We start from the raw sequence: 21,771 nt of genomic DNA on the forward strand, positions 1-21,771 counted from the left end.
GGTTCAATCGTAATTGCTGAAACGACTTGGTACGCCAGTGGGCTCACGCAAGTTCTGGTAGCCGGAAATATTGTCCTTGAGTGATTTGAGCGGATTCACCCCAATGCGGGAAAAGCCGACAAACTCCAGCTGGAACATGAGGCGCTGGGTCGCGGTCACGGTGCTGGTTTGCAGCCGCTCAAACACAATGCGGCCGAGCCAACAACCGGCATCGTATTCAAAGCCAAGCACCGAATCGACCAGCTTGCCCTCGTTCATGCTGTAGTTCAGCCGGCCGACACTGTACCAGCGACCCTCACCCAGCCCCTGTCCATCCCCCTGCGCCTGACCACGGTCGCCCCACAGGTCAGACACGGGCCATTGCCAGCCGACATCCAGCTGTTCGCTGGTGTCACGCTGGTAACGGTAGGCGGCAGACAGCGTGCGGTAGCTGCCCGGGCGATAACGCGCGCCCAGGGTGGAGCGCACCGACTTTTCGGTGTGCGGATTAAATTGCACCGTCGCATCCACACTCCAGCGCGGGTTCCAGTTGACTGAGCCGCCCAACAACACGTCACTGATGCGGTCGGTCACGGCGGCACCACCGGGCAAGGTCACATTCTGATCACGGAAACGCAGGCGTTGCGCCATCCCCACGCGGACCGCCTCGGCGCCGGTGTCAGGGTCCAGCAGTCGGCTGGTCACTCCCAGGGTCAGCAGATCGCTGTCGGAGATACGGTCATTGCCGACAAAAGCATTCTCAGAAAAAATGGTGGCCATGTTGAAGTCACTGGCACCCGAGTCATAGTTGGGCAGCAGACTCTGGTCGCGGTAAGGGGTGTTGACGTAAAAAGCGCGCGGCTCCAGTGTCTGGCGCAGCTGGCGGCCAAAGAACTGGGTATCGCGCTCAAACACCAGGCCGCTGTCGATACTCAGGGTCGGCAACACCCGGTTGACCTGGCTGTCACCATTGGCCAGGCGGGCATCAAACTGGTATTGGGTGGCATGCAACTGCAGCTTGGGCGTGATGTAGCCGGCGGCAGCCTGCCAGGGCCGGCTGACTTGCAGCAGCGAGAACAGGCGCCGCCCATTGGGCTGCCCGGTCAGGGTGCTGTCTGACTCGAACCGCGTGAAATCCACATCCATCGACAGGTTGACCCCCTGCGCCAGGCTGCGCCCATAGTGGGTGGTCAACTGGGGCAGGCGGTCGTAGGGCGGCACGATGGGTGCCGTGACATCCTGCAGGGTCTGCCATTTCAGCGTGCGCACGCTGCTGCTGAACGGGCCATTGGTCCACGACAAGGTGGCATCGTTGGCCAGCAGACGCTGCGTCAACGATACATTGGTGCGGGTGAAATCGCGCCAGTAGTTGTCATCACTGACGCGGTTCAAGCTCAGGTTCAGCGCCGCACCGTTGTCGGTCCAGCTGCTCTGGAGCCTGGCCTGGTGACTGAAATTCAAACCCCAGCGGTTGGTTTCACGCAATTGGTCAGCCGGCATCCAGTCCAGGCGCGCCACACCAGAGTAACTGGGTTCCAGATAACGGAACTCGGCATCCAGGTTGACGCCGCGCTTGCTCATCAGGGTCGGGGTGAAAGTGAGGTCGCGGTTGGGTGCAATGTTCCAGTAGTAGGGCACCGACAGCTCCAGACCGTTGACGTTGTCCAGATCGGCAATCGGTGGCAGCACCCCTGATTTACGCTGGTCACTCAGCGGAAAACTCAGGTAGGGAATGGGCAGCAGCGGCACCCCCTTGAAACTGAGCAAGGCGCCCTCGGCGGTCCCCACATCCTCTTCGTTGTCCAGGCGGATGCTGGTGGCCTGCAGCAGCCAGTCCGGCATCCAGCTCGGGCCCGGCAAACGCCGGCAGGTGGTGTAGGTGGCGTTGTGGATCACGGCCCGCTGGTCATCCAGGAAATCGACCCGATCCGCCTGGCCATGAGCCTGGTTACGCAAAAAGTGATAAGTGGGCTGGTTGAAAAAACCCTCAAACACATCCACCCGCAGCTCCAGCAACGGGCCTTCGTAGACGTTGCCCGCGCGGTTGACACGCACGTGGCCGCTGGCCCGGGCCAGATCGGTGGGCTGGTTGTACTCCAGCCGGTCGGCCCGAATGACCACGTCACCCTTGCGCAGCATGGCATCACCTTCAACCACCGTCTCCAAGTCGGTGCGACCCGTGATGGTGTTGCCCGTGACAAAACTGGGCAGGACACTGCGCGTCAGCGGACTGATGGATTCCTCCAGCGCCAGGCTGTTGCGCAGTTGCAGCGCCGCCTCGGGTTCATGGCCCTGAGCCAGTGCCAGCCACGGGGTCACCAGCGTGGCGGCCAGACAGACACCGGCCCGATACCAGCGGCCAGCGCCCCCCCTGATTGACGGATCAAACATCAAGAAACACATCTGGCCAAAGCAAATACGGTCATGGAGGAACAAAAATGGGGGCAAGTACAGGCGGATTTGTAAAATTGATTATCCCTTAGCCGAGCCCACTCCATGCCCCATTCCTCCACCGCAGCCGCCAGTGCGGACATCGCCTGGTCCGACCCGCGCCGCGCCGCCCAATTTGACAGCTGGCTGGCGGCCATCACAGCTGCGCATGGTTTGCAGCCAAACACCCTGCGCCTAGCCAGCGCCGATGCCAGTTTCAGGCGCTATTTCCGGGTGGACAGTCAGTTGGGCAGCCGCATCATCATGGATGCACCGCCCGAGCAGGAAAACTGCCGACCCTTCGTCACAATCGCACAACTGATGCGCGACGTCGGCCTCACCGCACCCGAGGTGCTGGCCTGGGACGAGGCACGGGGTTTCATGCTGCTGACCGACCTGGGCGGCCAGACCATGATGCAGGTGATTGACCCGGACAACGCCCACGCCAATCTGCCGCTGTACCTGCAGGCGGTGGAGGTGCTGATCGCCTGGCAGCTGGCGTCCCGTCCCGGGGTGCTGCCCGCTTACGACGAGGCCCTGCTGCGCCGCGAGCTGACGCTGTTTCCCGACTGGTACCTGACCCGGCACAAGGCGCTGACCCTTGACGAGACCATGCGCAGCACCCTGGACAACACCTTTGCCCAGATCATCCGCCAGAACCTGGCGCACCCCAGCGTCTACGTGCACCGCGACTTCATGCCACGCAACCTGATGGCCCCGACCACGCCGGGCGGACCGCTGGGCGTGCTGGACTTTCAGGACGCGGTCTACGGCCCCATCACCTACGACATTGCCAGCCTGATGCGCGACGCCTTCCTGAGCTGGGACGAAGAGTTCTGCCTGGACATCACCATCCGTTACTGGGAAAAGGCACGCAAGGCCGGGCTGCCCGTGGGCGATGACTTTGGCGAGTTCTACCGCGGTGTGGAATGGATGGGCCTGCAACGCCACCTCAAGGTCGCCGGCATTTTTGCCCGCCTGACCCTGCGCGACGGCAAACCCAAATACCTGGCCGACACGCCGCGCTTCATCAACTACATCCGCGCCACCTGCGCCCGCTATCGCGAACTCAAACCGCTGCTGCGGCTGGTGGACAAGGTCGAAGGCATCGTGGAACCGAACATCTTCGGTTATGGGCGGCAGTAAGCCTTGACAAGAAAAATCCGGCTCCAGCCCACACGTTATCTACATGGATAGCTATATTTAGCATAGCAAAATTTCACCATGCCGCGTTTTTACTGCCCCACACCGTTGTTCACTGGCGCCGTGCTGGACCTACCCGCCGGCGCCGCCCGCCATGTGCAAGTGCTGCGGCTGCAGCCCGGCGACGGCATCACGCTGTTTACCGATGCGTCGGCGGCCACTGGCGAATTTGCCGCCACCGTGACCCAGATGGGACGCAGCCAGGTGCAGGTACAGGTCGGCGCGTTCACCGCGACACACCGCGAACCGGCGCGTCAGGTACAGCTGGCCGTGGGCATGCCGGCCAATGACCGCATGGACTGGCTGGTGGAAAAAGCCACCGAACTCGGCGTGGCCAGTATCCAGCCGCTGATGACCGAACGCAGCGTGTTGCGCCTGAGTGGCGAGCGCGCCGACAAAAAAATCGCCCACTGGCGCAGTGTGGCTGTAGCCGCCTGTGAACAATGCGGCGGCAACCGGGTCCCAGTGATTCACGAAGTGATGCCGTTGACCGCCTGGCTCAGCCGCCCCGCGAGCCCGGGTGCGCTGCGCTGGCTGCTGTCCCTGCAGGATGGCAGCCAGGACTTGCCTGCCGCCAGGCTGGCAGCAGACACGGCGGCAGCAACAGAGGTGACGTTTTTATCCGGCCCGGAAGGCGGCTTGAGCCGGCCGGAAGAAGACGCGGCCATCGCCGCCGGCCTGGCACCGGTGACCTTGGGGCCGCGGGTCCTGCGCGCCGAAACTGCGGCGCTGGCCGCCCTGGTGGCGTTGCTGGTGTAAGGCCCGCCACCGCTGCGCCTGAATGACCAAGCATCCGATGTTCACTGCAACACCCCCGATTCCCCAGTTCATCCGCCTGCGACGCTGGTGGGTTGTGCTGCTGCTGTCATGGGCTGCCGTGGTGGGTGTGGCGATGTACCGGCACATGGATCACATTCGTGAGCAAAGCATCCTGGTGGCACAGGAAGGGGCGCGCAACATGTTCCGCATGGTGCTGCTGACGCGCAACTGGAACGCCAGCCATGGCGGGGTGTATGTGCCCATCACCCCCAGGACGCCCCCCAACCCGTATCTGGAGGATCCACAACGCGACGTGACCACCACCAATGGCCTGGCGCTGACCAAGATCAACCCGGCCTACATGACCCGTCTGATCGCTGAAATGGCCGAGATGAACACCGGCGCGGTGTTCCGTCTCACCAGCCTGCATCCGATTCGCCCTGAAAACGCGCCCGACGCCTGGGAACGCCACACACTGGAGCTGTTTGAAAAAGGGGGCAAGGAAAACCTGTCGGTTGAAAACGGGACACAAGGCCAGCTGCTGCGCTACATGGCGCCGCTGATCGTCACCGCATCCTGCCTGGAATGCCATGCCAAACAGGGCTACCGGGTCGGTAACGTCCGGGGTGGCATCAGCGTCTCGCAGCGTTATGCCCCCATCGAACAGGCCACCGCACGTGGTATTGCCGAAGTGCGCCTCTCCTATGGCGGCGTGTTCCTGCTGGTAGCCGGCCTGGGCTGGCTGGTGCTGGAAATGCTCCGACGCCGCTGGTTTGAACTGATCGACAAGGCCGGGAAACTGGGACTGGCCCAGCAACAACTGCTGCAGGCGGAAAAAATGGCTGCCGTGGGTCAGCTTGCCGCCGGTGTGGCTCATGAAATCAACAACCCGCTGAGTTTTGTCACCTCCAACCTGAGTGTCCTGAAGACCTATGGCGACAGCTTGCTGGCGCAGCTTGACGCCAACCCTGCCATCCCGGCCAACGATGCAGACCGTGCCCAACTGGCGAACATCCGGCAGGATCTGCCTGAGCTGCTGCAGGAGTCGCAAGACGGCCTGCTGCGCATCAGGACCATCGTGGCCCAGCTCAAGGATTTTTCGCAGGTCGACAAGACCCAATGGCAACCGACTGACCTGCAGGCAGGCATTGAAAGTACCGTCGGCATGGCCCAACATGCTTTCCAGGGCAAACAGATCGAGCTGGTGCGCGAGTTCGGCACCTTGCCATTGGTGCCCTGCATGGCAGGACGGATTAACCAAGTGGTGCTGGCCCTGCTGCTCAACGCCGCCCAGGCCATCACCAGGCAAGGGTGCATCACGATACGCACCGGCTGCGATGACACGCAGGCCTGGATTGAGGTGGCCGACAACGGCTGTGGCATGCGCCCGGAGGTGATGCGGCGCATGTTCGATCCGTTCTTCACCACCCGGCCGGTCGGCAAAGGCACTGGCCTGGGGCTGTCCGTGGCCCATGACGTGGTCGTGGCCCACGGTGGCCACATGGACGTCACCAGTACCCCCGGCCAGGGCACCACCGTGCGGGTCTGGCTGCCTTTGCAAGCCACGAGCGGCATCACCGGGCAAACATCGTGATGCACACTGCCAACCGCCTACAGGGCCTGGCTGCGCTGGTCAACACACAAACCCGGCTGCTGGTGTTGGGCAGTTTTCCTGGCCTCACCTCGCTGGCGCGCCAGCAGTACTACGCCCATCCGCAAAACGGTTTCTGGCCCATTCTTCAAGCCATTTGGCCCCTTGGCCCGCATGAACAATGGCCAGACAGCTATGAAAAACGTATCAACTGGATGTTGGGCAAAGGTCTGGGCCTGTGGGACGTGTATGCCTCCTGTGTGCGCGAAGGCAGCTTGGACACGGCCATCCGAGAGCCGCAGGTCAATGACCTGGCCAGCCTGGTGCAGCGTTGCCCCGAGCTGCGGGTGATTGCCCACAACGGTGGCGAAAGCTTCCGCCATGCCCGCCACAGCCGCGCCCTGGGCTTGCCGGTCTACCGCCTGCCATCCACCAGCCCGGCCAATGCCAGCTGGAGTTTCGAGCGCAAGCTGGCCGCCTGGCGCGAGGTGATGGCGGCCGCCGATTTACTGTGACACCCCCGATGAAGACGATTGATCCCACACCAGTCACCGACGAGCTCGAAGTCCTGGCCGAACTGGTGCACTTGCCTGGCGCCAACATCATCGAATTGGGCTGCGGCAGCGCCCGCCTGGCGCGCAAACTGTTGCAGCGTTACCCGGACAGCCAGCTCACCGGGCTGGAGGTGGATGCCCGCCAGCATGCCAAAAACCTGCTGGCGCCCCAGGAGCGGCTCCACTTTGTGGCCGGTGGTGCCCAGGCCATGGCGTTTCCCGATGCGTCGTTTGACCTGGCCCTGATGCTCAAGTCCCTGCACCATGTGCCGATCGAGGTCATGGCCCAGGCGCTGGCCGAGGTGGCCCGGGTGTTGCGCCCGGGCGGCCACCTCTATGTTTCGGAGCCGGTGTATGCCGGCGTCCTCAATGACATTGTCAAGCTGTACAACGACGAAGGTCTGGTGCGCGCCGCCGCCCAGGCGGCGCTGGACAGCGCCCTGGCCAGCACGCCACACTGGCAGGCCGTGACCCAGCGCTGGTTTGACATGCCGGCCAGCTGGAGCAGTTTTGACGCGTTCGAACAACGCATGATGCGCCCGAGTTTTGCCGATCACCAGTTGGACGCGGCCAAGATCGCCCGGGTTCGTGCCGCCTTTGAACCCCACTGCGGCCCGCAGGGCGCCCAATTCATGCGGCCCATGCACGTGCGGCTGCTGCGCCGCACAACGGCATGAGCCGTGCGCGTTACTCGCCGCAAGCCCGGATAGGTAAACTCGGAGCCGCTTTTTTTGTCACACACCATTTTTATTTGCCGGGAGAATCTCTTGAAGTCCATGTCCTTCAAACACCACCTCTGTTTCACCGCTGCGCTGTCTGTCCTGGCGGCGCTGCCAGCACACGGGCAGACCCTGGGGGGTGCCAACACGCCTGCCAGCGACACCGCACAGGCAGAAAAGTGTGACGCACCCAAGGGCACCCTGGCCGTTGTGGAGCCGCAATCGGAAGTGGTGTCCGCCCTGCTGCGCGTTGGCTTGCAGTCGCCCACCGGTTTGTTGCGCATGATCGTTCAGCAATCGAACTGTTTCCAGGTGGTGGAACGAGGTGCGGCGATGAAGAACCTGATGCAAGAGCGTGCTTTGGTAGAAGGCGGTGAAATGCAAGGGGGACAAAATCTGGGCAAAGGGCAAATGGTGGCCGCTGATTTTGTCGTCACCCCCAGCGTGGTGATCTCCAACCCCAACGCGGGCGGTGTTGGCGGTGGTTTGGCCGGTTTTGGTGGCGCCCTGGGCGTCTTTGGGGCCGTATTGGGCAACCTGAAATTCAAGGAAGCTTCCACCTCCATGGTGATGGCCGATGTGCGCAGTGGCCTGCAGGTGGCCGCCGCGGAAGGAAGCGCCCAAAAAACCGATTTCAACATTGGCGGGATGTTGCTGGGGGCTGGCGGTGCTGCCGCTTTGGGCGGCTACACCAACACGGCTGAAGGCAAGTTGATCGCCGCCAGTTTTCTGGACAACTGGAACGCCATTGTTCGCGATATCCGCAACAAACCCAGCCTGATTCAAGCCACCGGTGGTGCTGCCTCCAAGGCTAACGCCAGCGCCAGCGTCAAGGCCGGTGCGGGTTCTGCCGGTGACATCTATCTCGCCAAAATTGCGGGGGTCAAGGTGTACCGCAATGCCGGTGGCGGGGCAGAACTGGCCAGTTTGTCAAAAACCGACGAGGTCATTTTTGAAGGTGAAGAGCAAAACGGTTTCATGAAAGTTGAAACTTCCAAGGGCAGCGGCTGGGTCAAGTCCATCATGATGCGCAAACAACAGTAAAAACCTTCGGGTGTCTCTGGCCTGTCAGCAGCTTTCCGGAAAAAGTGCCGGGCTAGAATCCATACTGAGCCGGGTATGTCGGCCGTAGGGAGATGTATGCCGTGTTCGCCTGCGGAGCTCCAGAAAAAGAGCGACGAATTTTTGTCCAGATGGCAGTCGTGCAAAGACCATCCTGGCGTTGATGCGTTTGTGGAATTTGCCGTCGCGGCATCCAGCTTCACCGAGTTCCTGGACGCCCGGGGCCTGCCGGGCCTGCACCAGAACGCGCGTGCGGTCGAGCAACAGGTGCTTTCGCAATTTGACCGGTGGAACACTGACCCCATGCCCGAGGCCCCCATCGGTGATCTGGATCGACAGATTGCGGAATTCGGGGTTCGCATTGCGGCCTTCCTGAACGACAACACCGACGCCAGTCCTGGGCGTCGCCTGTACCAGGACGACACCATCCTCACCGAATTCCTGCCGGCCAAGAAAATCTGGTTGCTCACCTCGAACCCGGATGACTGGAAGGACGTGATCACGCAGGCGGGTTATTTCAACATCCAGGTAGAGGTGTGCCGCCAGCACAAGGACCAGAAAACCAGCCCGGACCCGACCATTGTGCTGGTGGATGCCAAGGCACTAGAACCCGCGGCATTCAACGCGCGGGTTCAGGCCCTGCGCAGCCGTTTTTTAGCCAGCAGCATCATCGGCCTGCAACTGCCGCCGGATTTTGAAGGTCTTCATCTGGCCTTGCGCCATGGCTGCGACCTCTGCTTCCCCAGAGGCACGGCGCAGTCGGCCATCATGGCGCGTCTTGTCAAGCTTTGTGGCGGCGAGCAGGAGCCGCCCTACCGGGTGCTGGTGGTGGAGGACTCCAAGACCGCCAGCACCGTGATCCAGCGCACCTTGAAAGAGTCCGGTGTCGAGTCCATGGCGATTTCCCGCCCGCAGGAAGTCTTGACCGCCCTGAGCAAGTTCCAGCCGGATCTGGTCCTGATGGACATGTACATGCCAGGGTGCACCGGCGTTGAAGTGACACGTGTCATCCGTCAGCATGAGGAGTTCTTGTCCACCCCGGTGGTGTATCTGTCCGCCGACACCAGCATCGCCTTGCAGGTGGACGCCTTGCGCCTGGGCGGTGACCATTTCCTGACCAAACCCTTCAACCCGGTCATCCTCAACGCGGTGGTGCGCAGCAAGATCGAACGTTACCGCATCCTGCGACGCTCCATGTACCTGGACAGCCTGACCGGGCTGCTCAATCACACCACCTCCAAACAGCGGCTGGGTGCTGCCGTCAGCACCGCACTCGCAGAAGGCAGTCCGCTGTGTGTGGCCATGATCGACATCGATCATTTCAAAAAAGTCAACGACACCCATGGCCACCCCATGGGTGACCAGGTGATCCGCAGCCTGGCCTGGCTGCTCAAGCAGCGACTGCGCAAGACCGATGCCGTCGGTCGTTATGGCGGGGAAGAGTTTCTGGTGATCCTGCCGCTGGCCCATGCCGACCGGGCCCATCGTTTGCTGGACCGCATCCGTATCGATTTTTCGCAGTTCAGCTATCCAGTGCCAGGCGCCGCCTTTGCCTGCTCCTTCTCGGGTGGTATTGCCCAACTGAAACCCGGCATGAACGCCCCTGCTTTGGTCAAGCTGGCGGATGACGCCTTGTACCAGGCCAAGCGCCAGGGGCGCAACCAGCTGGTTGCCTGCAGCTAAGGCAGCCCGCGCGTGTTCACTGTGGCATCGGCGGGATGCGCCGGTGCACAACGGCTACTCCAGCCCCCGCCCCAGCCGCCATTGCTTGACCAGCGCATAGATCGCCGGAATCACCACCAGCGTCAGCACTGTACTGGAGAGCATGCCCCCCACCATCGGCGCGGCGATGCGGCTCATGACTTCGGAGCCAGTGCCAGTGCCCCACAAAATCGGCAGCAAGCCAGCCATGATGGCCACCACCGTCATCATCTTGGGCCGCACCCGTTCCACGGCGCCTTCCATCACGGCGGCATACAAATCCTGCGTGCTGGGCACGCGGTTCGCGGCACGGCATTGGGACCTGGCCGCTTGCCAGGCGTGGTCGAGGTAAATCAGCATGATGACGCCGGTTTCTGCCGCCACGCCTGCCAGCGCAATGAAACCGACCGCCACCGCCACCGACAGGTTGTAATTGAGCAGCCACATCAGCCAGATCCCCCCCACCAGCGCAAACGGCACCGACAGCATGACGATCAGCGTTTCGGTGATGCGGCGGAAATTCAGGTACAGCAGCAAAAAGATGATCAGCAGGGTGAGCGGAACCACCACTTTCATCTTCTCCATGGCGCGCTCCATGTTCTCGAACTGACCGCTCCAGGTGGCGTAGTAGCCACTGGGAAATTTCACCTGCTCAGCCACGGCTTTTTTGGCATCGGCCACATAACTGCCAATGTCACGGTCACGGATGTCCACATAGATGTAGGCTGACAACAGCGCGTTTTCGGTGCGGATGCCGGGTGCCCCTTTGACCACCATCACCTTGGCCAGTTGCCCCAGCGGGATCATCGCGCCATCCATGGTGGGCACCAGCACCTGGGTCGCGATCTGCTGCGGGTCAGCGCGCAGTTCACGCGGGTAGCGCACCGTGACGCCATAACGTTCACGTCCTTCCACCGTGGTGGTCACCATCTCGCCGCCCAACGCCGTTCCGACCACGTCCAGCACGTCACCCACCGCCAGACCGTAGCGCGCCAGTTGCGCCCGGTCCGGTTCAATGTTGAGGTAAAAGCCCCCGGTGATGCGTTCGGCAAAAGCACTGCTGGTGCCGGGCACGGTTTTGACCACCGCCTCGATCTGGCGTGCCAGCTTTTCCATTTCATCGAGGTCTTTGCCAAACACCTTGATGCCAATGGGGGTACGGATGCCGGTGGACAGCATGTCAATGCGCGCCTTGATCGGCATGGTCCAGGAGTTGGCCACGCCAGGAAACTGCAGCGCCTTGTCCATCTCGGCAATCAGGGCGTCCATGGTCAGCCCCGGGCGCCATTCGGATTCGGGTTTGAGGTTGATCACGGTCTCGAACATCTCGGTCGGCGCCGGGTCGGTGGCGGTGTTGGCGCGGCCGGCCTTGCCAAAGACTGAGGCCACCTCCGGAAAACTCTTGATGATCTTGTCCTGGGTCTGCAGCAACTCGGCGGCTTTGGTGATCGACATGCCGGGCAGCGAGGCGGGCATGTAGAGCAGGCTGCCTTCATTGAGGGTCGGCATGAACTCCGAACCCAGCCGGGCGGCTGGATACCAGGACGCGCCCAACACCAGCAAAGCCAGCGCAATGGTCACTTTTTTATAGCGCATCACGCCCGAAATCAGCGGACGATAGGCCCAAATGAGCACACGATTGACCGGATTCCTGGCCTCGGGCATCACCTTGCCGCGAATGAACAGCAGCATCAACACCGGCACCAGCGTGACCGACAGCAGCGCCGCGCCGGCCATGGCAAAGGTCTTGGTGTAAGCCAGCGGCGAAAACAAGCGCCCTTCCTGCCCTTCCAGGCTGAACACCGGCAGGAACGACACGGTGATGATCAACAGCGAGAAAAACAGCGCCGGGCCAACTTCCTTGCAGGCCGTCAGCATGGCCTCAACACGCTCAGTGACGCCGTGTTCTTGCGGCAGGCGCTCCAGATGTTTGTGCGCATTTTCGATCATCACAATCGCCGCGTCGATCATCGCGCCAATGGCAATCGCAATGCCGCCCAGGCTCATCAGGTTGGAACTCATGCCCAGCAGCCGCATGGCAATGAAGGCCATCAAAATCCCCACCGGCAGCATCAAAATCGCCACCAGGGCGCTGCGCACATGCATCAGAAAAACGACACACACAGCGGCCACGATCAGCGACTCTTCCAGCAGCGTGCGCTGGAGCGTGTCGATGGCACGCTTGATGAGTTCAGAGCGGTCATACACCGTCTGCACCGTCACCCCTTCGGGCAGGCCCGGGCCAATCTCGGCGATCTTGGCCTTGATATTGGCAATGACCTCCAGCGCGTTCTGGCCGTAGCGCGCCATCACGATGCCTGAGACCACCTCACCCTCGCCATTCAACTCGGTGATGCCACGGCGTTCGTCGGGCACCAGTTCAACCCGCGCAATGTCACGGACCAACACCGGCGTGCCCTGATCGGCCTTGACGACCAGCATCTCAATATCACCCTTGCCACGCAAATAGCCCTGACCGCGCACCATGTATTCGGTCTCGGCCATCTCCACCGCACGGCCACCCACGTCCCGGTTGGAATCACGGATCACCTGCGCCACCTTCATCAGCGGGATGCCATAAGCGCGCAGCTTGACCGGGTCCACCGTCACCTGATAGGTCTGCACAAAACCGCCGATCGAGGCCACCTCGGCCACGCCGTGGGCCTTGGTCAACTGGTAACGCACATACCAGTCCTGGATGCTGCGCAGTTCGGCCAACGTCTTGTCCCTGGCCAGCAAAGCGTATTGGTAGACCCAGCCGACACCGGTGGCGTCCGGCCCGATCTGTGGCGTGATCCCCTTGGGCATGCGGCTTGAGGCAAAGTTCAGGTACTCCAGCACACGCGAACGGGCCCAGTAGATGTCGGTGCCGTCCTCAAAAATGATGTAGACAAAAGACGCGCCAAAGAAGGAGAAGCCGCGCACCACTTTCGACTTCGGCACAGAGAGCATGGCGCTGGTGAGCGGGTAGGTCACCTGGTCTTCCACCACCTGCGGCGCCTGGCCGGGGACTTCGGTGTAGACGATGACCTGAACGTCCGACAGGTCCGGCAAGGCGTCAATCGGTGTGCGCAACACCGCCAGCACACCACCGAGCACCATGGCCAGGGTCGCCAGCAGCACCAGAAACCGGTTGCGGCCTGACCAGTCAATGAGATGCGACAACATGCCGGGGCGTCCTGTCAGTGGCCGGTGTGGGCGGCGCTGGCAGCCGGACCGGCCACCAGTGGTCTGACACTGGTGATGACCCATTCGCCCGCTGCCCGCTCCACAAACTCAAAGTCGATACGCAAACCCGGCTGTAGCCCCTTGAGCAGCGCTGCATTGGCCATCTTGAACTCCATCGTCATGGCCGGCCACTGGAGGCTGGCTACCGGACCGTGACTCACGCTGATGGTGCCAGTCCCGGCGTCCACGCTGTCCACCGTTCCGTGCGCCTGGTGACCGGCATTCACTACAGATTTAATAGCATCCTGAGCAGGTTTCACATGGGCTAGAGCCCCATTTGATGCAGAACCAAAGCCACCGATGGCGGCCTTCAGGTTGCTCTCGGCATCAATCAGGAAGTTGGCCGCCACCACCACCTGTTCGCCCTCACGCACACCACTGAGCACTTCCACATGGCTGTCACTGCGCGCCCCGAGCCTGACCTCCCGCGGCTCGAACCGGCCTTCCTTCAGCTGGACCAGCACGATCTGCCGGGTGCCGCTGTCCATCACCGCCGACAGCGGCACCGTCACCCCCAGGGCCTTGCCGGTCACCTGCACCTCCATCTGGGCAAACATGCCGGGCTTGAGCAGGCCACCCGGGTTGGGCAGTTCCACCCGCACCGGTACCGTGCGGGTTTCGGACTTGAGCGTGGGATAGACATAGGTGATCCGGCCAGAAAAAGTCTTGTCCGGGTAGGCCTGGACGCTGAGCTGCACCTTGGCCCCGGTTTTGATCAGCCCCAGGTCCTGCTCGAACACGTCAGCGATCACCCAGACGGCGGACAGATCAGACACTTGGAACAGCGCCTCACCGGGCATGAAACGCATGCCTTGCAGCGCCTTTTTTTCGGTCACGATGCCCGACACCGGTGAGCGGAACGTCATGGTGCGTTTGACCTCGCCCGAGGCCATCAGCGTCTTGATCTGCTCTTCGGAAATGTCCCAGTTTTTCAGCCGCTGCAGGCTGGACTCGACCAGGCGTCCCATGCCCAGCTGGGCCGGACTGTCAGCCCCCTTGAGGGCCGCCGCCCCCTGCACCGCAATCACGTATTCGCGCTGCACCGACACCAGTTCCGGGCTGTACACCTCAAACAGCGGCTGGCCTTTGGTCACGGGCTGGCCGGTCACGTTGACATGCAGACGCTCCACGTACCCTTCAAACTTGGGCGCAACCATCACAATGCGCCGCTCATCGGGCTCCACACGCCCCGCGGCACGCACGGTCCGCGCCAGGCTGCGCACCTGGGCGGCCTCGGTACGCACTCCGAGCTTTTGCACCTTGTCGGTGCTGATCCGGACCTGGTTGGCAGCAGCGGGTTCGTCGCTGGCGTCGCCCTCATACACCGCGATGTAGTCCATGCCCATCGGGTCTTTCTTGGGCACCGGCGAGGTATCTGGCAAACCCATGGGGTTGCGGTAATACAGCAGTTTGGGCTTCTTGGCCATGGACTCGGAGGCACTTGTCATAGGCGTTGCCGGACTCGGCCCCGGATTGGCCTGGCCAAAGCGCCCCCACCCGTAACCGGCGGCCACTGCGCCCGCCAGCGCTAGCAGCCCGACCGCCATGGCCGCACCTGGCTTCATAACTCTTCTCCCAACAGTTTTTCGATGTCGGCCAGACGCATCTGTGCGTCCACCTGGGCCTTGATCTGGCTCAACCGTGCCTGACGAATTTGCCGTTGTGCATCCAGCAAGGTCGCGAAATCCGCCTTGCCATTCTCATAACCGGCCAGGGCCGCACGCCAGGTCAGCTCAGCCTGCGGCATCAGGCTGTAGGTCATCAAATGTTCGGTTTGCCGCGCCGTTTCCAGGGCACTCAAGCTGTCAGACAGGTCAGCCAGGGACTGGTTGAGTGCCGCTTCCTGGCGCGACTGCGCCGCCACCAGCATGGCCTCGGCCTCACGCTCCTGGGCACGCAGCACATCCGTCTGAATCGGCAAGTTGAGCTCAACCATCACACCCCACTCATTCACGCTGCCCTGGCGCTGCATGGCATTGATGCCCACGGTGAAGTCCGGGTAACGGTTCTTGCGGCTGAGTTCGCGGGCTTTTTCAGCCGACCTGACCCGTGCCGACTCCTGCAGCAACTGGGGGCTGGCCTGACGCAGGCGCTCGGCCAGTGCGGCAAATGTCAGTCTGGCCGGCTCTGGCAAGGGCCGCAGGCCTTGTGGTGCGGCCAGTGGGGCATCCACCGGTCGCGCCAACAGCGCATTGAGGCGTGACTGGGTCTGGCGCCACTCGCCCGCCAGTGCCACCAGCTCGGAACGCATGGCGGTATGTTCCACATGGATGCGGGTGATGTCCTGCTGCGCGGCCAATCCACCGGCATAACGCACCTGCAACACTTGCTCCAGCTTGAGCATCAGGTCCAGGTTTTCATTCGTCAGGCGCTCGCTGGCCTGTACCAGATAACGCTGGGCAAACAGGGCCTTGATGCGGGCAGCAGTGTCAGACCAGGTTTGCTGGGCACGGCCCCGGGCCGCTTCAACCTCCTGCGTGGCGATCTCGCGTTTGAGCTCACGCTTGCCAGCCCATGGCAAATCCTGCGACAGGGTGTAACGTGTGCTGCCAACATCCGAGGGCCACAGGGTCGGGCTTTGCTGGCCGGCCTTGGTGACATCTTCCCATTCCAGCTTGAACCGGGGCGCCATCAACGCCCCGGCGGGAAGGACCCGCTCGCTCGCGGCAGTCAGCTCATGCTGCAGGGCAGCATAGTCCGGGTTATGTTCCCTGGCCAGCGCCAGCAGGCTGTCCACACTGGCACCGGGCAGCGGCGGCACTTCCTGCGCGCTGACCCAGCCCCCCCAAACCAGCAGGGTGATCGTCACCCCGGTGCGGACGACCGATGGCATGAAGGCAGCTCGCGTCATTGGCACGGTCAACTTATTTGAGCAACTCAAAAGCCGTCACCGTCATGCCACCCAGGGCCGGATCGGCGGCAAAACGAATTTTTTGCCCGGCCTGCAGCGTGTCAAGCCAGCTGGCCTCTTTCACCTTGTAGGCCATGGTCATGGCCGGCATGCCGTTCATCGGGCCGTGCGCCAGCGTGACCGTGCCTTTGGTTTTGTCCACCCTCTTGACCAGGCCTTCTCCCAGGGCCGACGTCTTGGGTGCAGCGGCGGCCGGCGAACTGCCGTGCGTGCTGTGATCGGCCTGCGCCATGGCCGGAGCTGCAAAAACCATGGTCATGGCCATCAACATCGGGGCAACAACTGTCTTCATGAAATTTCCTGCAGCTTGAGGGTTGAAACAAAAGAGATGGCGACAAGTCTGCCCAAGCCGCACCAACAACAAGCTGACGGCCAGATGACAATCCTGTTATCTTGGCGCCCACCCTTTCAGCCAGCGGAGAATCCTGTTCATGAAAATTCTGATTGTGGAAGACGAACCCAAAACTGGCGACTACCTCCGGCAGGGCCTGATGGAAGCAGGTTTTGTGGTTGATCTGGTGCGCCATGGCGGCGACGGTCTGCACGCCGCGCTGACTGAGCACTACGACCTGGCCATCCTGGACGTCATGTTGCCTGGCAGTGACGGCTGGACGGTACTGGCCGGTATACGTCGCTCGGGCCAGGACATGCCGGTGATGTTCCTGACCGCCCGTGACCATGTGGATGACCGGGTCAGGGGCCTGGAACTGGGCGCTGATGACTACCTCGTCAAGCCATTTGCCTTTTCCGAGCTGCTGGCGCGGGTCCGCACACTGCTGCGCCGCGGCAGCAAGGTGCCAGTCAGCCCCTTCCTCAAGGCCGCCGATCTGGAGCTGGACCTGCTGCGCCGACGTGTCACCCGCGCGGGCCAGCGTATTGACCTGACCGCCAAGGAATTTGCCCTGCTGGAATTGCTGCTGCGCCGCCAGGGTGAGGTGCTGGCACGTTCGCTGATCGCGTCGCAGGTCTGGGACATGAATTTTGATTCCGACACCAACGTGATCGAAGTGGCCATGCGTCGCCTACGTGCCAAGGTGGACGACGGATTCGAGCCCAAACTGATTCACACCGTGCGTGGCATGGGTTATGTCCTGGAGCAGCCCGAGTGCGCCGCCTGAGCCAGATGTCTCTGACCCGGCGGCTGACGCTGATGTTTGTCACCGCCGCCACGGCGGTGTTGCTGCTGCTGGGTTGGGTGGTGGCCTCTTCGGTGGAACAGCACTTTGAAGACCTGGACATGGAGGTGCTTTCCGGCAAGATGGAGCTGATCCGGCAGGGCCTGCAGACCGTCACCTCCCCCGAGGGCCTGATACCTTTCACCCACCAGCTGGCCCGTTCCCTGGTCGGCCACCATGGACTGGAAGTGATGGTGCTGGACGCTGACCGCTCCGTCATTTTTGCCACCACACACGCCGGCTTCAGCCCGGAACTGGTGGTGACCCACGCCACCCGGGTGCCGCCCCATCCGGCCCTGTGGACGCTGGAGGGCCAGACCTACCGGGGTATCGCCGCCCAGATGCCGCTGGCCACCCCGGATGCAGCCGGCCACCCGATGCAGGTTTTTGTGGCGGCCGCCACCGACATCGGTCACCACCAGGCCTACATGCGGTCATTCTTGCGGACACTCTGGCTTTTTGTGGCCGTTGCGGCGCTCCTCACCGGTGCACTGGGCTGGGCCGTGGTGCGCCGTGGACTGGCACCGCTGCATGCGATGCGCGAACAAGCGCAGGTCGTCACAGCGCAGCAACTCAACCACCGGCTGCCCGTGCAACACATGCCGGCAGAACTGGCCGAGCTGGCCCAGTCGCTCAATGACATGCTGGCCCGGCTGGCGCTGGCGTTTGCGCGCCTGTCGGATTTTTCATCCGACATTGCACACGAGTTACGCACCCCGGTGAGCAACCTCATGACACAAACCCAGGTGGCCCTGTCGCGCACGCGCAGCGCCACCGAATACCGAAGTGTGCTGGAGTCCAACGCCGAAGAGTTCGATCGTATGGCACGCATGATCTCGGACATGCTGCTGCTGGCCAAGGCTGACCATGGCCTGGTTTTGCTTCAGCGTGAAACGCTTCAGCTGGCGCAAGAGGTACGTGCCGTGTTTGACTATTTTGAGATGCTGGCCGAAGAAAAAAAACTGTCCCTGCAATGGAGCGGTGAGGCCACCCTGATGGCGGACCGGCTGATGCTGCGCCGCGCCCTGGGCAATCTGCTGTCCAACGCGGTACGCCATGCCACACCTGCTACCGAGGTCCGAGTCACACTGAGTCAGACGGCACAAGAAGTGGTGATTGCGGTACAAAACACCGGGGACACCATTCCCCCGGAAGCATTGGCGCGGGTGTTTGACCGCTTTTTCCGGGTTGACCCCGCGCGTCAGCGCAACTCGGAGGGCACGGGCCTGGGGCTGGCCATCACCCGATCCATCATCAACGCCCACGGCGGAACCATCTCCGCCAGCTCCATGGACAAGCTCACCACCCTGACCATCAGACTGCCTCGGTAGACAAGAACTACGGCTTGTCTTCCTGTTCGGCTTCAGCCTGCAGGCGTTTGGTCAGCGCTTCTATCTTTTTCATATCAATGTTGACCTCACCCTCAGGTGTCGAGATGGCAACACCACTGGCGCTGTGCATGGGTGACATGGGCGAGGGCAGCAACATCGTGCCGGCGGCACTGATCAACACACTGCCGACGATACCCACCACGGCGGCCACGGCAGCGTAAGGCAGTGATTTTTCCGCCGGGTTCTTCATCAACACCGGCAGTCCCAGGTACAAGAGATACAACGCATACAGACCGCCCAGCAGCCCCAGAATGGCCAGCGATGGGATGACGTTGAACACGCCAGCCACCATCGCCGGGGTGCTGGCATACACCGACAGCTTGACCGCGTTCATCAGATTGGCCTGGCCGCCAAATGACCCCGCCAGCAGATTGATCACCCAGCCCCAGACCGCCACCATGACCAGGGTCATGATGTACTGGCTGATCATCATGGCCAGCCCGGTCCCCAGCGGGAGACGCAGTGATACGCCGAATCCACCCATGCCCACCAGGGTCCAGCCAACCAGCCCAGCCACCGCCGGAATGGCAGCCAGCCAAGCCAGGTAGGGCAGGTAGAGTTGTGACCAGCCAGTGATCTCCTGTTCAACAACCAGCCAGGTCTCGGCTGGTTTGACCATCATGTTTTTGGCGCGCTCGGCAACAGCCATGGTGAACCCCCTGTTTAAGATCGATAACAAGAACGGACCTGCCTGCGACGCAGAGCACCGGCACAGTCATCTATGCATAGAAAGGCCGGAAGAAAAAGCCACAACGCCTAGAACTTGACCAATTCGACGCGGCGATTGCGGGCGCGGCCGTCTTCGGTGCGGTTGTCAGCCACCGGAACACTGTCCCCCTTGCCGCTGGCCTTGAGCCGCTGGGCCTGGATGCCGTGGGCCACCAGGTAGGCCACGACCGCCTCGGCCCGGCGCCGGGAGAGTTCGGCATTGGCCTTGGCGTTGCCTACGTTGTCCGTGTGGCCTTCAATGGCCAGGTTCAGTGCCTTGTCGTTGGTGAGCACGGTCAGCACTTCTTTCAGTAGTGCTTCGGATTGCGGCTTGATGCTGGCCTTGCCGGTGTCGAACAGGATGCCGGTGAGCGCCACGTGGCCTTGTTTCTTCAGGGCGTCGGCCATCTCGCTGGCCGAGAACTCCACCTTTTGTGCCATGGCAGCGACGTCAACAATGTTCAGCTGGTAGCGCGCGCCTTCGGCATCGATGTTGATCTGCACCCAGCGCTCGCCGCCGCGACCCAGTGGCATGCGGTAGACCGCGCTCTCGGGCGGGTCGCGGTAGACCATGCTGCCCCCCAGCTTGCGAAAGGCATTTTCGTAGTTGCGGATCAACTCCACCGCGCTGGGCTGGCGCGCACCGTCTTTCAGGATGTAGTCAATGAACCAGTACTGGCCGGCCTTGAGTTCCCCCACCGGTTGACCGTCACGATCACGGTTCTTGCTGGAGAAACTGAATTCATTGAAGTCATTGTGTTTCGAGTTGTCGATGTAGAAACCGGGGAAACGGGACACCTCCGGGTGTTCGGTGGTGGACTCGGCATCGGCAGGGTCACTGGCAGCATGTGCTGGCGACAACAAAACCATCAGTGCGGCGACCAAGCCAACAAGCAGGGATCGGTAGGAAAAAGGCACAGGAGCTCCTGAGGGAAGAAACAGGTGCGACGGCATCACCGTCAATACGACTTGAAAGAAAGAATCGGCATCCAACGTGCCGGCTGCGGCACGAGAGCCTGAATGACTGGTCAGCCCATCACACCGCAAGCCAGGCGGGCTCCGCCACCCCCCAATGGAGCCGGATGGTCGTTGTGGTTGTCGGCACCCACATGAATCATCAGCGAGCGGCCAACAAGATCACTCATCTTCAGGCGTGGTGCCAGCACCGGGTTGGCAGCCTGGCCACTGGCATCAACATACAACGGCGGCAGGTCACCCAGATGGCCACGGCCCCAGGGGAAACCGTGACGCCCGCTGGCAGCGGGGTCGTAGTGGCCCCCCGCTGCCAATGCGGGCACCATCTTGCCGTCCTTCTCCTTGGCAGCGCAGCTGGGATGCTCATGCACATGGAATCCATGCAACCCTGCCGGCAGGTCGGTCAGCGCGGGTGTGAATACCACACCAAACGGGGTTTCACTGACGATGACCTGGCCAATGGCTCTGACAGATCCACCTTCATTCACCAGATTCATGGGAACTTGCAAATCGGCTTGCGCCGCACCACAGGCCAGCCATCCGGCGGCAGCAATCAGCTTGAAATTCATGGGATTCACTTTCTTGTCTCGATACATCAGCGCACGGTTGGCGCGCGCCCGTTGCACTCCGCTTTGCCAGGCAAAACGAAGCGAAGGTCGGCATGCTAAGTTGGGGGAAGTTGTGTTGCCAGCCCCCTGCGTGGGGGGATTTCAACAAGCCAGTCGGAAAGCAGGCACCCGGCGTCGACCTATACTTGGCAGAAATCACAGGGGCCGCAGGGGCACCCGGCGACGGTGCAGCCATCCTGCCGGGACAGCGCTGACAATGAACCGTCCGATTCCATTTTTTCGCTGCGAAGTGAGTTCGTGAAATGGCAAGCAAAAAGAACATACGACAGTGGTCACAGCTGCGCATGCTGTGCTGCAGTGGCCTCGACCTGATGGCGATTGCGCCGGACGCTTTTACCATCGCCCACGATCTGGTGCCCAACGCCGCCTCGGCGCTGTTCCTCACGTCACACCACGGTGAGCAGCAGGCCACTTATCACGAGGATTGCCCGGATGACGTGCAAGCGTTATGCGCCAGTGACGGCTCGCTGTTTGCCGGGCCCACCGAACTGAATCTGCAGCGGCTGCTCACCAACCGGCGCGCCCCCAAAGTGGGTCAGCTCTGGAAGCCCCCGCGTGAGTATTTTTCCAGCAACACCTACCAACTGCTGGTCCGTGGTTGTGGCCACCACCACACGATTGAGGCCCGCCTGGAAGTCAACGGCCGCCCCCTCGGTATGGTCTCGTTGTTCCGCGAAACCGGCCTGGGTTTTGATGAACAGGACCTGGTCGACCTGGGCCGGATCGCCCAGTACTTCGAACATGCGGCCAAGCTCC

The 21,771-nt window shown here is 62.1% G+C and carries 17 protein-coding genes and 1 pseudogene; 10 read left to right on the forward strand and 8 right to left on the reverse strand.

What is annotated here, in order from left to right; all coding sequences use genetic code 11:
• Window positions 1–3: 3 nt before the first annotated feature.
• Window positions 4–2,370, reverse strand: a complete 2,367-nt coding sequence (locus PHW99_RS07055; protein WP_300175141.1) for an LPS-assembly protein LptD — start codon at window positions 2,368–2,370, stop codon at window positions 4–6.
• A 105-nt stretch (window positions 2,371–2,475) separates the two neighbouring features.
• On the opposite strand from PHW99_RS07055, the gene PHW99_RS07060 reads away from it, so the two are divergent.
• The 7 genes from PHW99_RS07060 (at window position 2,476) to PHW99_RS07090 (ending at window position 9,980) form a co-directional block, all read left to right on the forward strand.
• Entirely contained in the window at window positions 2,476–3,555 is a 1,080-nt protein-coding gene (locus PHW99_RS07060) for a phosphotransferase (RefSeq protein ID WP_300175143.1), read from the forward strand.
• A 78-nt stretch (window positions 3,556–3,633) separates the two neighbouring features.
• A complete protein-coding gene (locus tag PHW99_RS07065; protein ID WP_300175145.1) occupies window positions 3,634–4,371 on the forward strand; it encodes a 16S rRNA (uracil(1498)-N(3))-methyltransferase in 738 nt (245 codons plus the stop codon).
• A gap of 37 nt (window positions 4,372–4,408) precedes the next feature.
• Complete coding sequence (locus tag PHW99_RS07070; RefSeq protein WP_300175147.1) at window positions 4,409–5,965, forward strand: ATP-binding protein; 1,557 nt, start codon at window positions 4,409–4,411, stop codon at window positions 5,963–5,965.
• Entirely contained in the window at window positions 5,965–6,477 is a 513-nt protein-coding gene (locus tag PHW99_RS07075; protein ID WP_300175180.1) for a DNA-deoxyinosine glycosylase, read from the forward strand. The genes PHW99_RS07070 and PHW99_RS07075 overlap by 1 nt, the downstream gene beginning before the upstream one ends.
• An 8-nt stretch (window positions 6,478–6,485) precedes the next feature.
• A complete protein-coding gene (locus PHW99_RS07080) occupies window positions 6,486–7,193 on the forward strand; it encodes a class I SAM-dependent methyltransferase (RefSeq protein WP_300175149.1) in 708 nt (235 codons plus the stop codon).
• A 99-nt stretch (window positions 7,194–7,292) separates the two neighbouring features.
• Window positions 7,293–8,279, forward strand: coding sequence for a CsgG/HfaB family protein (locus tag PHW99_RS07085; protein ID WP_300175182.1), 987 nt, complete (start codon window positions 7,293–7,295; stop codon window positions 8,277–8,279).
• A 96-nt stretch (window positions 8,280–8,375) separates the two neighbouring features.
• Complete coding sequence (locus tag PHW99_RS07090) at window positions 8,376–9,980, forward strand: diguanylate cyclase (protein ID WP_300175151.1); 1,605 nt, start codon at window positions 8,376–8,378, stop codon at window positions 9,978–9,980.
• A gap of 54 nt (window positions 9,981–10,034) precedes the next feature.
• Here PHW99_RS07090 and PHW99_RS07095 read toward each other — a convergent pair whose 3' ends face one another.
• The 4 genes from PHW99_RS07095 to PHW99_RS07110 are packed head-to-tail and all read right to left on the reverse strand — an operon-like array spanning window position 10,035 to window position 16,429.
• The gene (locus tag PHW99_RS07095) at window positions 10,035–13,166 is read right to left on the reverse strand and encodes an efflux RND transporter permease subunit (protein WP_300175153.1); all 3,132 of its coding nucleotides are present in this window, start codon (window positions 13,164–13,166) and stop codon (window positions 10,035–10,037) included.
• A gap of 14 nt (window positions 13,167–13,180) precedes the next feature.
• A complete protein-coding gene (locus PHW99_RS07100; RefSeq protein WP_300175154.1) occupies window positions 13,181–14,791 on the reverse strand; it encodes an efflux RND transporter periplasmic adaptor subunit in 1,611 nt (536 codons plus the stop codon).
• Window positions 14,788–16,059: a TolC family protein gene (locus tag PHW99_RS07105; RefSeq protein ID WP_300175156.1), complete on the reverse strand. Its 1,272-nt coding sequence runs from the start codon at window positions 16,057–16,059 to the stop codon at window positions 14,788–14,790. Before PHW99_RS07105 ends, PHW99_RS07100 begins: the two co-directional genes overlap by 4 nt.
• Before the next feature lie 31 nt (window positions 16,060–16,090).
• Window positions 16,091–16,429, reverse strand: coding sequence for a copper-binding protein (locus PHW99_RS07110; RefSeq protein WP_300175158.1), 339 nt, complete (start codon window positions 16,427–16,429; stop codon window positions 16,091–16,093).
• A 139-nt stretch (window positions 16,430–16,568) separates the two neighbouring features.
• On the opposite strand from PHW99_RS07110, the gene PHW99_RS07115 reads away from it, so the two are divergent.
• Together PHW99_RS07115 and PHW99_RS07120 are read left to right on the forward strand one after the other, a co-directional pair.
• On the forward strand, window positions 16,569–17,255 hold the full coding sequence (locus PHW99_RS07115; RefSeq protein ID WP_300175160.1) for a heavy metal response regulator transcription factor: 687 nt from the start codon (window positions 16,569–16,571) through the stop codon (window positions 17,253–17,255).
• Window positions 17,243–18,643, forward strand: coding sequence for a heavy metal sensor histidine kinase (locus PHW99_RS07120; protein ID WP_300175162.1), 1,401 nt, complete (start codon window positions 17,243–17,245; stop codon window positions 18,641–18,643). The genes PHW99_RS07115 and PHW99_RS07120 overlap by 13 nt, the downstream gene beginning before the upstream one ends.
• Before the next feature lie 7 nt (window positions 18,644–18,650).
• Here PHW99_RS07120 and PHW99_RS07125 read toward each other — a convergent pair whose 3' ends face one another.
• From PHW99_RS07125 to sodC, 3 genes are all read right to left on the reverse strand, one after another.
• Entirely contained in the window at window positions 18,651–19,352 is a 702-nt protein-coding gene (locus tag PHW99_RS07125; protein WP_300175164.1) for a Yip1 family protein, read from the reverse strand.
• A gap of 107 nt (window positions 19,353–19,459) precedes the next feature.
• On the reverse strand, window positions 19,460–20,329 hold the full coding sequence (locus tag PHW99_RS07130) for an OmpA family protein (RefSeq protein WP_300175165.1): 870 nt from the start codon (window positions 20,327–20,329) through the stop codon (window positions 19,460–19,462).
• Between the two features lie 110 nt (window positions 20,330–20,439).
• Entirely contained in the window at window positions 20,440–20,955 is a 516-nt protein-coding gene (gene sodC, locus PHW99_RS07135; protein WP_300175167.1) for a superoxide dismutase [Cu-Zn] SodC, read from the reverse strand.
• Window positions 20,956–21,299: 344 nt separating this feature from the next.
• Between sodC and PHW99_RS07140 the strand changes: the two are divergent.
• Window positions 21,300–21,771: pseudogene (locus tag PHW99_RS07140) on the forward strand (hypothetical protein); the annotation flags it as partial.

Source organism: Rhodoferax sp., from assembly GCF_028689305.1.
GTDB lineage: Bacteria > Pseudomonadota > Gammaproteobacteria > Burkholderiales > Burkholderiaceae_C > Rhodoferax.